The sequence below is a fragment of the Streptomyces sp. HUAS MS02 genome (assembly GCF_055702265.1).
The window spans coordinates 7,573,131-7,585,921 of the sequence record NZ_CM146747.1 but is presented as its reverse complement, the minus strand read 5'-3'; the positions used below and the strand labels follow the sequence as shown (position 1 = coordinate 7,585,921).

Annotated in this window: 13 protein-coding genes and 1 pseudogene; all 14 read right to left on the bottom strand. The window is 70.9% G+C overall.

Features of this window, described 5'->3' with window-relative positions; translation table 11 throughout:
* Positions 1-46: 46 nt before the first annotated feature.
* Complete coding sequence (locus tag ACZ9QC_RS32660; RefSeq protein WP_472916383.1) at positions 47-949, bottom strand: rhamnogalacturonan acetylesterase; 903 nt, start codon at positions 947-949, stop codon at positions 47-49.
* Positions 950-1,080: 131 nt separating this feature from the next.
* Positions 1,081-2,427 (bottom strand): ABC transporter substrate-binding protein, encoded by a 1,347-nt coding sequence (locus ACZ9QC_RS32655; RefSeq protein ID WP_472916382.1) that lies wholly within the window; start codon positions 2,425-2,427, stop codon positions 1,081-1,083.
* An 86-nt stretch (positions 2,428-2,513) separates the two neighbouring features.
* Positions 2,514-2,687, bottom strand: a complete 174-nt coding sequence (locus ACZ9QC_RS32650) for a hypothetical protein (RefSeq protein WP_472916381.1) — start codon at positions 2,685-2,687, stop codon at positions 2,514-2,516.
* 24 nt (positions 2,688-2,711) lie between these two features.
* Positions 2,712-3,249 (bottom strand): annotated as a pseudogene (locus ACZ9QC_RS32645) (beta-xylosidase family glycoside hydrolase); the annotation flags it as partial.
* A gap of 189 nt (positions 3,250-3,438) precedes the next feature.
* Positions 3,439-4,281 carry a DUF6807 domain-containing protein gene (locus tag ACZ9QC_RS32640; protein ID WP_472921877.1) on the bottom strand — a complete coding sequence of 281 codons (843 nt, stop codon included), beginning with the start codon at positions 4,279-4,281 and terminating at the stop codon, positions 3,439-3,441.
* Positions 4,282-4,283: 2 nt separating this feature from the next.
* On the bottom strand, positions 4,284-5,459 hold the full coding sequence (locus ACZ9QC_RS32635; protein WP_472916380.1) for a Gfo/Idh/MocA family protein: 1,176 nt from the start codon (positions 5,457-5,459) through the stop codon (positions 4,284-4,286).
* On the bottom strand, positions 5,456-5,683 hold the full coding sequence (locus ACZ9QC_RS32630) for a hypothetical protein (protein WP_472921993.1): 228 nt from the start codon (positions 5,681-5,683) through the stop codon (positions 5,456-5,458). Before ACZ9QC_RS32630 ends, ACZ9QC_RS32635 begins: the two co-directional genes overlap by 4 nt.
* Entirely contained in the window at positions 5,680-6,582 is a 903-nt protein-coding gene (locus ACZ9QC_RS32625; protein WP_472916379.1) for a carbohydrate ABC transporter permease, read from the bottom strand. The genes ACZ9QC_RS32630 and ACZ9QC_RS32625 overlap by 4 nt, the downstream gene beginning before the upstream one ends.
* The gene (locus ACZ9QC_RS32620; protein WP_472916378.1) at positions 6,579-7,523 is read right to left on the bottom strand and encodes a carbohydrate ABC transporter permease; all 945 of its coding nucleotides are present in this window, start codon (positions 7,521-7,523) and stop codon (positions 6,579-6,581) included. The genes ACZ9QC_RS32625 and ACZ9QC_RS32620 overlap by 4 nt, the downstream gene beginning before the upstream one ends.
* Positions 7,524-7,699: 176 nt before the next feature.
* Positions 7,700-9,439 carry an L-arabinonate dehydratase gene (araD, locus tag ACZ9QC_RS32615; RefSeq protein ID WP_472921876.1) on the bottom strand — a complete coding sequence of 580 codons (1,740 nt, stop codon included), beginning with the start codon at positions 9,437-9,439 and terminating at the stop codon, positions 7,700-7,702.
* Positions 9,436-10,347 carry a dihydrodipicolinate synthase family protein gene (locus tag ACZ9QC_RS32610; RefSeq protein ID WP_472916377.1) on the bottom strand — a complete coding sequence of 304 codons (912 nt, stop codon included), beginning with the start codon at positions 10,345-10,347 and terminating at the stop codon, positions 9,436-9,438. The genes araD and ACZ9QC_RS32610 overlap by 4 nt, the downstream gene beginning before the upstream one ends.
* 97 nt (positions 10,348-10,444) lie before the next feature.
* On the bottom strand, positions 10,445-11,110 hold the full coding sequence (locus tag ACZ9QC_RS32605; RefSeq protein ID WP_472916376.1) for a GntR family transcriptional regulator: 666 nt from the start codon (positions 11,108-11,110) through the stop codon (positions 10,445-10,447).
* A 172-nt stretch (positions 11,111-11,282) separates the two neighbouring features.
* Positions 11,283-12,032 carry an MBL fold metallo-hydrolase gene (locus ACZ9QC_RS32600; RefSeq protein WP_472916375.1) on the bottom strand — a complete coding sequence of 250 codons (750 nt, stop codon included), beginning with the start codon at positions 12,030-12,032 and terminating at the stop codon, positions 11,283-11,285.
* A gap of 90 nt (positions 12,033-12,122) precedes the next feature.
* On the bottom strand, positions 12,123-12,716 hold the full coding sequence (locus tag ACZ9QC_RS32595) for a TIGR03086 family metal-binding protein (RefSeq protein WP_472916374.1): 594 nt from the start codon (positions 12,714-12,716) through the stop codon (positions 12,123-12,125).
* Between the last annotated feature and the right edge of the window lie 75 nt (positions 12,717-12,791).

The following is a 12,791-nucleotide window of genomic DNA, read 5'->3' as shown; positions in this document are numbered from 1 at the left end:
GGATGCGGTTCCTTTCAAAGCAGGGGAGATGGTGAGCCCCGCCCCGTCAGGGGCGCGGGGCTGCGGCCGTATGCGGCTCCGCCGCGTGGGCGCGACCAGCCACAACGGACCCGCAGCCGGCAACCGGTCCAAGAGCGGAGCACGGCGCTTCCGGCCAGGTGATCCACGACTCGGGGATCTCCTCGCCCAAGCGACGAACGTCCCGCGGCGAAAGCACCCGCCGACGCAGCGACTCACCCGCCACGAGCCGGGCCACGGCGATGGCCCCCGGCGGATTGACGTGCGTGTTGTCCTGCTCGGTCGGTGTCCAGTTGAAGTACTTCTTGGTCTCCTCGACCCCGAGCCGCTGCCACAACGCGATCGACAGCGCCTGGATGTCGAGGAGGGCGACACCCTCCTGCGCGGCGAGAGCGATCGCCGCTGCCGGATAGTCGCCGTGCGTCGGCACGGCGTTGCCGCTCGCGTCGAACCTTCTGCGCTCGACGGAGGTGGCGAGGACGGGCCGGGCGCCCCGCGCCCGCGCACCGTCGATGTACTGGCGCAGGTGATCCTGGTACGTCGTCCACGGCTCGGTGTACCGCGTGGGATCGGCGATCTTGGAGTCGTTGTGCCCGAACTGGACGACCAGGAAGTCCCCGGGCCGAAGGGCCCCGAGGATCACGTCCAGCCGGCCCTCGTCGATGAAGCTCTTCGAACTCCGCCCGTTCACGGCGTGGTTGGAGACCGCCAGCCCCTTCCCGAGGAAGAACGGCAGCGCCGTCCCCCAGCCGGTCTCGGGCGCGGCGTCGGCGTACTTCTGCGCGGCGGTGGAGTCGCCGGCGATGTAGAGGGTGCGCGCACGCCGGGCCCCGCCGGGCGAGGACGCGGCCGAGGCGGGCCCGGTGGTGGCGACTGCGAGCGGAACGGCGGCGAGCGCCGCGGTGGTGACCTGTCTACGGGTGAGTGACACGTGCGGGTGCCTTTCCAGTAGGGCCCCGCGCCCCACAGGGGCGCGGGACTGTCACATATGCGGCTCCGCCGCGTGGGCGCGATCGACCACAACGAACCTGCGGCCGGCCACGAGCGAACCGGCCCGAGTTCCTAGCCCTTCTTCTGCTCGTTCCACTCGGCCTGCGCCTTGTTCAGCTGCTCGGCCAGCGTGTCCAGGAAGTCCTTCGCCGTGCTCTGCCCGTCCATCACCTTCTGGAAGGCCGGCTCGTTGTCGGCCTTCGAGATCGTGTTCCAGTCCGGCAGGTAGTACGGCAGCTGCACGATCGTCGTCGACCCGTCGGTCAGCGCGGCGGCGGCCAGCTTCGTCGGCTCGGCCTGCGAGATCCACGCGTCCTTCGCGGCGTCGTTGTTCGACGGCACCTGCCCGGCCGACTTGTTGAACTTGGAGTTCTCCTCGTGCGAGGTGGCGAACTCGATGAACTTCCAGGCGGCTTCCTTGTTCTTCGAGCTCTTGAACAGACCGAGCCCGTCGACCGGGTTGGACACCTGGACCCGCTTGCCACCGGGCCCGGTCGGCTGCGGGATGCCGCGGAACTTGTCGCCGAACGCCTTCACATGGTCCTGGTAGGAGCCCAGGTTGTGGTTCAGCATCCCGATCGTGCCGGAGTCGAACTGCGCGACCATCTTGGTGAAGTCGTTGTTGAGGTCGGCCGCGGGCGTGACCTTCTTGTAGAGGCCGACGTACTTCTCCAGGGCCTCCACGTTCTTCGGGTCGTTCACGGTGGTCTGCTCACCGCTCGCGTCCCAGAACGCGGTGATCCCCGACTGCCCGTACATCGCGTCCAGCGCCTGCGCGATGGAGCCGGCGCCACCGCGGATGGTGTAGCCGAACTTGTTCCTGTCCTTGTCGGTGAGCTTCTCGGCGGCGTCGTAGAACCTGTCCCAGTCGGTCGGCTCGGCCAGGCCCGCCGCCTTGAACAGGTCGGTGCGGTAGTACAGGACACCGTTGTTGGCGGAGGTCGGGATCGAGTAGAGGGCGTCGCCGCCGCCGGCGGACTTCAGCGACTCGACCATCGACGCGTTGAGCTTGCCGCTGAGGGAGGACTTGGAGAGCCGGTCGTCGAGCGGCTCCAGCGCGCCCTGCGCGGCGAATCCGGCGGCCATGGCCGCGCCGACACCGCCGACGTCCGGCAGGCCGCCGCCCTGGATGGCCGTGTCCACCTTGGACTGGTACTCCGTGGAGGCGATCCCGACGTACTGGACGTCGATGTCCGGGTGGGCCTTCTCGAAGTCGGCGATGACCTCCTTCCAGATCTCGGTGCGGACACCGCCGTTGTTGTCCCAGAAGACGATCTCGCCCTTGCCGCTGCCCTCGGAGCCGTTGTCCCCGCCCGTGCCGCTGCCGTCGTCACCGCAGGCGGTGGCGGTCAGGGCGAGGACGGATCCGAGGGCGACGGCCACGGCGGCACGCCTGCTTCTGCGATTGCTGATCTTCATTGAACGGCTCTCTTCTTCTGGATACGAGGGTTATGAAGTTGCCGGGGGGGCGTTGTGGGGGGATCTGTGCTGTCTCCGGGGCGGACTCAGTGGCCGGCGCGACCGCGGTGCGACGCCCGGCCGTCCTTCCCCGCGAGGTACTTGGCGACCGTGCGGGCCGAGGCGTCCGCGCGGTCGAGCGGCGGCCGGTCGCCGCCCGTGCCGTCGGCGGCCAGGGTCCTCCTCCCACCTGGCAAGCGCTTGCTACGGAGGTGCGTCATTGCGGCTCCAAACAGGCGTACGAGTTACGCGGAAGGGGTGATCCTGAACTGCGTGAACGTGGCCGCTCCGGCGTGGCCCCCGCCGGTGGGTGCGACCGCGAAGAGGCCGAGCAGGGCGCCGACCCAGCGCCAGGAGGTGGCGGCGAAGACCTGTCCCGAGGGCTGCCACCCCTCCCCCACGTCGTAGGAGAACCGGCAGCGTGCCCCTGCCGAGGTCTCGATCCGCAGGCGGGCGCGTCCCCCGGGCGCCGGGCACGCGTGATCGGCGTCCCGTTCCCTCCCCCGCTGCCCGAGAGGCGTGGGAGGTGCCCCCGTGGCGACGGTCTCGGCGAACCGGTGGACGAGGTGCACGGTCCCGTCGGGGCCTCGCTGGAACCCGATCCAGCGGAAGGCGTCCCCGAGCACGGCGAGCCCGGCGCGGGCCCCCGGTTCCTCGCTGTCGAGCCTCAGCCCCACCTCGATCACGGCCGGGGTCCCCGGCAGCCGCTGTGTGAGCTCATTCGCCAGTTTCCGCAGGTCGTGCGCGTGCACGGAGCACGCTCATGAGCCGTAGCCCGTCCCCGAGTGCTGACCAGGTCCCGGGGGTGCGGCAGCGGAAGGCCCGGAACCCGGCCGAAGCCGGAGGTGGTCAGGTTGAAGTCGTCGGCCACCCGCAGGACGTCGGGGTCGGACCAGTCGGCGTCGAGGACCGGGGTGCGGTAGGTGCCGTCGCCCAGGCCGGCGGAGAAGGCGGGTGCGCTCACCGAGGTGGTCACGGGCTCACCGCCTTCCGTACGAGGGCCGCGGCCCCGCCCCGGTCGAGGGTGCCGTCGGCGACGACGGTGACGATCCGGCGTACGACCGTGCCGCCCGGCGCGATCGGCAGGCGGTAGGTGTGGGCGAGGGAGTAGCCGACGCCCGGGTACTCGTCGGCGCGGACGAACCAGGGGTCGCGGCGGGTGATGTCGGTGGCCCCGGCGAAGACGAGCGTCCAGGTGTCGCCGACCAGGGCGAGCCAGTCGGCGCGGCTGCCGTGGACCTCGGTCTCGCCCTCCGCCCCGGCGGTGAAGACACGGGGTGCGGCGGCCTCCTTGCGGGCCCGCCAGAAGAAGCCGCCGTACGCGGCGCCGGGGCGGCCGTTGGTGGCGGGGCTGCCGATCGACACCGGGGCGTCGGTGATGTTGGTGAGGGAGAAGGTGAAGTCCAGCGCCCAGGCGGAGTCGGTGAGTTCGGTGGCCGCGACGGTGCGGCGCTCGCGCAGCAGCTCCCGGCCGGCCGCCACCCGGCGCAGCTCCTCGACGAAGCCGTCGGGGTCGCGCAGCGGGAAGGCGGTGTGGCGCTGGGAGCCGTGGTTGTCGAGCTCGGTCGGCCCCTGGTCGCGGACATAGGTCCGCCCGCCCCAGAAGTTGTGCCCCTCGACGTCGGGAACGGCGACACCGACGCCGAGGTGGTGGAGGTGGTCGGCGGGACTCAGCTCGGTGACCGCCGTACCGGACAGGGTGGTGACGGGATGCAGACAGGGGCGCGGGGAGAGCCGGTCCGGCACTTCGGGCCGGGTGAGGTGGCGGCCCACGGGGCGGCCCGCCACCCGCAGGACCAGGGAGTCGCCGGTGATCGTCACGTGCTCACCTCTTTCGCCGGTGCTTCGGGGAGCGCCCAGGGGGCGCCGAGTTCGGAGTAGAGGGCGAGGTCGTCGGCGGCGGCCGCGACCAGGCCGTCGATCCCGTCGACGACCCGGCGATCCTCGTCGGGCAGCCGGTGCCAGGCGTCGGCCGGCAGCGCGACCGGGTCCGGGGCGACCCGGATCGCCTCGACGACCTTCATGAACGCGCCGGTCAGCTCCGGCGGGGCCAGCAGGTCGGTGCCGTCGACGAGATGGTCGACGAGGTTCTCCAGCAGGTCGGTGCGGCCGTACTCGATCTCCTCCGGACCGTGTCCGGCGCGCTGGACGAGCACGCGGTCCTGCTTGTACCAGAAGGTGATCCGGCCGCTGGTGCCGTGGACGACGTTGTACGGCTCGTCCGGGTCCTCGGCGCACAGCGTCGCGGCGACGGTGACCCGGCCGCCGTCGGCGGTGGTGATCCGTACGCAGGAGGTGTCGTCGGACTCGATGTCGTTGGCGCGCAGCAGCTCGGTCTCGATGGTGGCGACGTCCTCGGCACGGGGTGCGCCGACGAGCGCGAGCCCGGTGGCGACGGCGTGCGCGAGGGGGTTGGTGAGCGCCCCGTCGATGACGTCCACGCCGTTCAGGCGCCGCTTCCCGGCCCAGGGCGCGCGCCGGTAGTACGCCTCGGCGCGGGCCCAGGCGCCGGCGCCGCCGACGCCGACGACCTCGCCGATCAGTCCGTCGGCGACCATCGTGTGGATGGCGGGCAGGGCGTGCGAGCCCAACGACTGGAAGCCGATCTGGCAGACCACTCCGGCCGCCGCCACCCCGTCGGCCATCCGGCGGAACTCGGCGTACGACGGGGCCGGCGGCTTCTCCAGCAGCACGTGGACGCCCCGCTCGGCGGCCGTCAGCGCCAGATCGGTGTGGGTGGGGATGGGCGTGCAGATCACGGCGATCGCCGCGCCCGTGGAGTCGAGGAGCGCCCCGAAGTCGGCGGACTGCTCGGGCGTGCCGAGTCCGTCGGGGATCTCGTCCGCGTCCAGCGGCGTCAGTTCGCAGATCCCGGCGAGCCGGACGATCCCCTTGTCCGCCAGCCGCCGGATGTTCTCCAGGTGCCAGCGGCCGTGGCCGCGGGCCCCGGCGAGGACGAGCGGAAGCGGGCTTTCGTGCGTCGTGGTCTTCATGGGATCCTCCCTGCGCCCGCGCCGCGTGCCACCTCTCGGTCGGCCTCCCCGGCGCTGTCGATCTTTTGGTGCAGGGTAGGCGTCCAGCCGACGTCCGCCGCGAGCGTGTCCCGGCTGATGTCGCGGCCGGTGTCCCGCCCGGCACCCTGGGCCTCGGCCCCGGCCGGGGTGGTGAGCGGGACGCCCAACAGCCCGAGCACGACGACCGGTTGGACTTTTCTCATCCCTTCACCGCCCCCGCGCTGAAGCCCGTGATCAGCCACTTCTGGATGAAGGCGAACACGATGACCACCGGGACGGCGGCGATGATGCCGCCGGCCGCCAGTGCGCCGAGGTCGACGCTGTCCGCGCTGAGCAGGGTGTTCAGGCCGACCGGGATGGTCTGCTTCTCCTGGTTGCTGAGGAACATCAGGGCGAACAGGAAGTGGTTCCAGGAGTGCACGAAGGCGAAGGAGCCGACGGCGATCAGACCGGGCCGCAGCAGCGGCAGCACGACCACCCGGAACGCGGTGAACCGGTTGCAGCCGTCCACCCAGGCCGCCTCCTCCAGGGAGTAGGGCACGTTCTTGATGAAGTTGCTGATCAGGATGATCGACAGCGGCAGCTGGAAGACCGTCTCGGCGAGGATGACGCTGCCGAGCGAGTTGATCATCCGCAGCTCGGCGAAGATCTGGAACAGCGGGACCAGGAGCAGCGCGCCCGGCACGAACTGGGAGCAGAGCAGCGCCAGCATGAACCCGCGCTTGATCTTGAAGTCGAAGCGGGCGAGGGCGTAGCCGCCGGCCAGCGCGACGAGCGTGGTCATCAGCAGGGTGACGACCCCGACGAGCACGCTGTTCTGGAAGTAGGTGCCGAAGCTGCGTTCGTTCCACACCTTCTCGAAGTGCTCGAAGGTGACGGGCCAGGGCACGAGCGAGGTCGAGCCGGGCTTGCGGAGCGCGAAGAGCAGGATCCAGTAGAAGGGGACGAGGGTGAAGACCAGGTAGATCGACAGCGGCAGGTAGATCTGCCAGCGGGGGACCTCGTCCCAGGCGCGGCGGGCCTTGCCGGGCCGCTGCGGGGGCTCCTCGGCCGGGGGCGCGGGCGTGACCGGTACGGTCCTCTCGGCGTCCTTGGTGATCACTTGGACTCGCCTCCGAACTTGCTCAGCCGCAGATAGACCATCGAGCAGAAGAGCAGGATCACGAACGCGACCGTGGTCAGGGCGGACGCGTAGCCGAAGTTGTGGGCGTCGACGGAGGTGTTGGCGATGTACAGCGGGAGGGTCGTGGTCACTCCGGCCGGTCCGCCGCCCGTCAGGGTGTACAGCAGGTCGACGTTGTTGAACTCCCACACCGCGCGCAGCAGCGTGGAGAGGATGATCGCGTCCTTCAGGTGCGGCAGCGTGATGTGCACGAACTGCCGGATACGGCTGGCGCCGTCGACCTCGGCGGCCTCGTACAGGTCCTTCGAGATGGACTGGAGGTCGGCGAGGATGAGGATCGCGAAGAAGGGGACACCGCGCCACAGGTCGGCGACGATCGCCGCCGAGAAGACGGTGGAGGTGTCGGAGAGCCAGCTGGTGCCGTACTCGCCGATGCCCATGTCCGCGAGGTACCGGGTGATGCCGGTCTGGGAGTTGTAGAGGAGCACCCAGATCGCGGAGGTCAGCACGCCGGAGACGGCCCACGGGGAGAAGACCAGGGCGCGGCCGAGGGCCCGGCCGACGAAGGTCTGGTTGACGATGAGCGCGAGGGCGAGACCGAAGAGCAGCTGCAGCGAGACCTCGACGATCACCCACTTGGCGCTGAAGACGAGGGTGTCCCAGAAGAGGGGGTCCTCGGTGAAGGCGTGGACGAAGTTCTCGAAGCCGGCGAAGCCGTTCCGCCAGGGTTTCGTGGGGTTGTAGTGCTGCAGGCTGTAGTAGAAGACGCTGATGACCGGGTAGGCGATGAAGCCCAGCATGAGCAGGGCGGCCGGGGCGATCAGCAGGTACGGCAGCCTGCGCGGGGTCGCAGAAGCACGGCGCGCACGGCTCCGCCGGGGTGGCGTAGGGGGTTTCGCCACGGCTGCGGCTTGGGCCATGACTGGGGCTCCGTTTCTGGGTACGTCGTGGTGCCTGGTCCTGCGGCCTGCAGGAAGCGCTTTCTCGATGCGCAGGGGTGCTTGGGTGCGCGGTACGGGGTGCCACGTGTGGTGCGTCGGCGAGTGCGGGAGCGTTGTGGTTTCTCGCGCAGTTCCCCGCGCCCCTTACGGGGCGCTCAGCCCGCGTACGGGTCCGGGACCTTGCCCGGTCTGGCCAGGAACTCGAAGTCGCAGCCGGTGTCGGCCTGGGTGATCTGGTCGTTGTAGAGGGCGCCGTAGCCGCGTTCGTAGCGGGTGGGCGGTGGCGTCCACTCGGCCCGGCGGCGCTCCAACTCATCGTCTTCCACGTTGAGTTGCAGGGTCCTGGCCTCGACGTCGAGGGTGATGGAGTCGCCGGTGCGGACCAGGGCGAGGGGCCCGCCGACGTACGACTCCGGTGCGACGTGCAGGACGCAGGCGCCGTAGCTCGTGCCGCTCATCCGGGCGTCGGAGATCCGCACCATGTCCCGGACGCCCTGCTTCAGCAGGTGGTCGGGGATGGGCAGCATCCCGTACTCGGGCATCCCCGGCCCGCCCTTCGGACCGGAGTTGCGCAGCACCAGGACGGTGTCCGCGGTGATGTCGAGCGAGGGGTCGTCGATGGTCCGCTGCATGGTCCTGTAGTCGTCGAAGACGACCGCGGGGCCGGTGTGCTTGAGCAGGTGCGGCTCGGCCGAGATGTGCTTGATGACCGCGCCGTTCGGACAGAGGTTGCCCCGCAGGACGGCGACCCCGCCCTCGGTGGCGACGGGGTTCTCGCGGGTCCGGATGACGTCGTCGTCGTGCACGAGCGCGCCGTCGAGCTGTTCGCGCATCGTGTCGTACGAGACGGTCGGCCGGTCCAGGTGCAGCAGATCGGTGATCCGGGACAGGAACCCCGGGAGGCCGCCCGCGAAGTGGAAGTCCTCCATCAGGTACGTCTGCCCGCCGGGCCTGACGTTGGCGAGCACCGGGACCGTGCGGGCGATGCGGTCGAAGTCGTCGAGGGTGAGCTCGACGCCCGCGCGGCCGGCCATCGCGATGAGGTGGATGACCGCGTTGGTGGAGCCGCCGAGTCCGAGGACGGTGGTGACGGCGTCCTCGAAGGCGTCCGCGGTCAGGATGTCGCTCAACTTCCGTTCCCTGTGGACCAGTTCGACGATGCGCAGACCGGCGGCGGCCGCCATGCGGTCGTGCCCCGAGTCGACGGCCGGGATGCTGGAGGCGCCCGGGACGGTGACCCCGAGGGCCTCGGCGGCGGCGGTGAGCGTGGAGGCCGTGCCCATGGTCATGCAGTGCCCCGGCGAGCGCGCGAGACCGGACTCCAGCTCCGTCATCTCGCAGTCGCCGATGAGCCCGGCGCGCTTGTCGTCCCAGTACTTCCACATGTCGGTGCCGGAGCCGAGGACCTCGCCTCGCCAGTGCCCCGGCAGCATGGGCCCGGCGGGCACGAACACTGTCGGCAGGTCGACGGAGGCGGCACCCATGAGCAGCGCGGGCGTGGACTTGTCGCAGCCGCCCATCAGCACGGCCCCGTCGACCGGGTAGGAGCGCAGCAGCTCCTCGGTCTCCATGGCGAGCATGTTGCGGTAGAGCATGGGGGTCGGCTTCTGGAAGGTCTCGGAGAGGGTCGAGACCGGGAACTCCAGCGGGAATCCGCCCGCCTGCCAGACACCCCGCTTGACCGCCTGCGCGCGATCCCGGAGGTGTACATGACAGGGATTGATGTCCGACCAGGTGTTGAGGATCGCGATGACCGGCTTGCCGAGGTGCTCCTCGGGGAGATAGCCGAGCTGACGGGTACGGGCCCGGTGGCTGAAGGAGCGCAGGCCGTCGGTGCCGTACCACTGGTGGCTGCGGAGGTCCTCGGGCTTCTTCCTGTCGACGGGCTTGTTCATATCGACCATCCGGCGGCTATGGCGGCGACCTCGGCGCGCTCGTCCTCGGGCAGCCGCCTGCTGGGGGCCCGGACGTCGCGGCGGCAGAGGCCGAGGGAGGCGAGGGCCTCCTTGACGACGGTGACGTTGTCGGCGGAGCCGTTGGCGGCGCGCATCTCCTCGAAGCGGCGGATCTGCTCCCAGACCTTCATGGCGGCCGGGAAGTCACCCGATCGAAGCGCTTCGATCATGTTCAGCGAGACGGCCGGGGCGACGTTCACCAGCCCCGAGGTGAAACCGGTGGCGCCGGCCGAGAAGTAGGAGGGCGCGTACGGTTCGGCGAGTCCGGCCACCCAGACGAAGCGCTCCAGGCCGGCGTCGCGGGCGAAGGCGGCGAAGCGTGCGGCGTCCGGCACGGCGTACTTGACGCCGATCACGTTCGGGCAGTCGTCGGCGAGTTCGGCGAGCCGTTCACCGGTGAGCTGGGCGTTGCGGATGTAGGGCACGACGCCCAGTTCGGGCACGGCCTCCGCGATCGCCCGGTGGTAGTCGACCCAGCCGCTCTGCGAGACGTAGGGGTGCACCGGCTGATGGACCATCACCATCTGGGCGCCGATCGCGCGGGCGTGCTCGGCGGAGGCGATCGCGGTCGGGATGTCGTGTCCGACGCCGACCAGGAGCACCGCGCGGTCGCCGACCTCGTCCATGGTCAGCTCGGTGACGAGGCGGCGCTCGTCCGGGGTGAGCGCGTAGAACTCGCCGGTGTTGCCGTTCGGGGTGAGGGTGGTGATCCCGCCGTCGAGCAGCCGACGCAGCAGGGCCCGGTGGGCGACCTGGTCGACGGTGCCGTCCTCGGCGAACGGAGTCACCGGGATCGCCACCACGTCGGCCAGAGCCGTCCGTTGGGTCTCGAACGTCACGCTGCCCATGGATGACCTTCCTCTGCAAGGAGTTCTTGGAGGACTGCGGAGGGCGGGCGGGGCCACCACGTCGGGCGGCTCCGCCGTGCCTCGTGGACTCGGGGGCTCACCGGGCCGGTGGGCCCTGTGCTTCCACTCGGGCCTCCGGGAAGGCCCGCTCGACGAAGGAGGCGATGTGCGCGTACAGGGCGGCGGCGGCACCGTCGGCGTCGCCGTCGAGGGCGAGCCGCAGGATCTCCCGGTGCTCGGCGGCCTCCCGCTCCCAGGAGGGGTCGGCGGCCCAGGCGACGGCCGAGACCAGGGCGGCCTGGTCGCGCACCTCGTCGAGCATCCGGCCGAGCAGCGGATTGCCGCACGGTACGTACAGCGCGCGGTGGAACTCCCGGTTGGCCAGCGAGCGTTCGGCGGTGTCCGTGGCCTCGTCGGCCCTGGTCAGCGCGTCGCTCGCCGCGTCCCACGGGGCACCGCGCCGCACCGAGCGGCGCAACGCCTCCGGCTCCAGGAGCAGCCGTACGTCGTAGACCTCGCGCGCCATGTCCGCGTCCACCATGCGCACCGTGACGCCCTTGTACTGACTCATCACGACGAGCCCGGTCCCGGCCAGTGTCTTCAGGGCCTCGCGCACGGGCGTCTTGGACACCCCGAACTGCGCGGCCAGTTCGGTCTCGACCAGGGCCTGACCGGGCGTCAGCTGCCCGGTGAGGATGCGGTGCTTGATCCCCTCCAGCACGAACTGCGTGCGGGACGGGATCGGCGTGGGCACAGCGGTCATGCGCGCCTCTCGGATCTCACGTATGCGATCTCACGTATGGGATCTCCCATATCGCGTCTCATATATGACGTACGAAGTACGACGCGTTGAAGGTAGGAGGGGGCCCGTGGTTCGTCAACGCTTCCGACAGAAATAGATGTGCCTGCCGTCACATGATCTTGCGATCGCGCCGTCACACGGTCTTGGTGTCACCCACGCGCGCGCTCTCGGTCGGGCCGCCGAAGACGACGGCAGCCCGGCTGGTCGCCCCCTCCGGGGTGAGCGTGGGCCCCACATGGGTGATCAGCAGCCGGCTCGCGCCCTTGGCGTACGACCCGGCCTCCTCCGGAGTGAGATGCACCTGGCGTTCGCCTTCGCGATGCGTGTCGACGTCCGCCTCGCACAGGAACAGGTCGGCGCTGCCCGCGAGAGCGCCCAGCGCGTCGCACGGCCCGCTGTCCCCCGAGTAGGCGAGGACCCGCCCCTGGCACTCGGCGCGCAGGCCGTACGCCTCCACGTCGTGGACGACCGCGCGGGCGGTGAGCGTGAGGTTCCAGTGCCGGACGGTGTGGCCGTCGTACAGGGGGCGGAAGTCGAACACCCCGTTCAGGGGGGCGGGGTCCGACCGTCCGAGGAACCCCGCGACGCGAGCCGCGCAGCCGCCGGGCGCGTAGACCGGCAGCGGCGCCGGCAGGGTGAGTCCGCCGTGGGCGAACCCGTACAGCGCGGCCACCAGATCCGCACTGTGGTCCGCGTGCAGATGGGAGATCCAGATCGCCGTGAGCCGGGTGGGATCGGTGTGCCGCTGCAACTCGGCGAACGTGCCGAAGCCCGCGTCCACCCATACCTCGGCGCCGCCGCCGCGCAGCAGATACCCGGAGGCGGGCCTGCCGGGGCCGGGGTGCGGTGAGGCGGTGCCGAGGACGGTGAGGCTCAGGGGCATGCTCGGGAGCGTACGGACGCGGACGGGGGCGCGCGCCGGGTTTGTGCGTTCTTTCGTGGGTCGCTCATGGTGTTGTTCGCGGGGCTGCCGCTATGGCTTCCACTCGGGATCACGTCCGCTCAGACCGATCACGCGGTCGAGCAGCGGCTCGTCGTCCGGGACGGGCACCACGGGGCCGAAGATCTCGCCGCGCGAGGGGTCGTCGACCGACGCCTCCAGGAAGGCGTGCGTCGCGGTGAGCGCCGGCGGATCGGCTTCGTAGGGCTGCCCGGTCGCCCGTGCGAGGTCCCAGCCGTGCACGACGAGTTCGTCCGTCGCCACGGCTCCGGCGACCGCCCCCGGCAGCGACACCCCGCCCGCCCGGGTCTCACCCGTCCACGCGGCCGGGTCCCGCCAGGCTTCCGCCAGTTCGTCGAGCACCTGCGGCAGAGCCTCGCGCCAGCCGGGCCCGATGTCGGGCAGCGCGGCCTGGGGGTCGGTGTCCGTCGTCGGTCCCAGATCCTTGCGGCCCGCGTCCCGGAAGGCGATGGCGAGTCCGAGCAGATGCCCGAGGAGGTGGCGCACCGCGTACTCGGGGCACGGGGTGGGGCCGGCGAGCTGGTCGTCCCGGACGGCCGCGACGAGCCGGGCGACGGCCCGGGTCTGCGGGCCGAGGTCGAGGGGGATCGGGCCGTGGTCGGTCATGCGGTACTCCTTCACCGGTCTGTCCTCGTTCGTGGTGCGTGTTCGTGGTGCGTGGTGCGTGTGCGTGGTGCGTGT

Bases quoted from the DNA above. Each gene is read 5' to 3' on its own strand.
- ACZ9QC_RS32655 (WP_472916382.1), bottom strand. From the start codon at position 2,427: ATGAAGATCAGCAATCGCAGAAGCAGGCGTGCCGCCGTGGCCGTCGCC.
- ACZ9QC_RS32650 (WP_472916381.1), bottom strand. From the start codon at position 2,687: ATGACGCACCTCCGTAGCAAGCGCTTGCCAGGTGGGAGGAGGACCCTG.
- ACZ9QC_RS32635 (WP_472916380.1), bottom strand. From the start codon at position 5,459: ATGAAGACCACGACGCACGAAAGCCCGCTTCCGCTCGTCCTCGCCGGG.
- ACZ9QC_RS32630 (WP_472921993.1), bottom strand. From the start codon at position 5,683: ATGAGAAAAGTCCAACCGGTCGTCGTGCTCGGGCTGTTGGGCGTCCCG.
- ACZ9QC_RS32620 (WP_472916378.1), bottom strand. From the start codon at position 7,523: ATGGCCCAAGCCGCAGCCGTGGCGAAACCCCCTACGCCACCCCGGCGG.
- araD (WP_472921876.1), bottom strand. From the start codon at position 9,439: ATGAACAAGCCCGTCGACAGGAAGAAGCCCGAGGACCTCCGCAGCCAC.
- ACZ9QC_RS32610 (WP_472916377.1), bottom strand. From the start codon at position 10,347: ATGGGCAGCGTGACGTTCGAGACCCAACGGACGGCTCTGGCCGACGTG.
- ACZ9QC_RS32605 (WP_472916376.1), bottom strand. From the start codon at position 11,110: ATGACCGCTGTGCCCACGCCGATCCCGTCCCGCACGCAGTTCGTGCTG.
- ACZ9QC_RS32600 (WP_472916375.1), bottom strand. From the start codon at position 12,032: ATGCCCCTGAGCCTCACCGTCCTCGGCACCGCCTCACCGCACCCCGGC.
- ACZ9QC_RS32595 (WP_472916374.1), bottom strand. From the start codon at position 12,716: ATGACCGACCACGGCCCGATCCCCCTCGACCTCGGCCCGCAGACCCGG.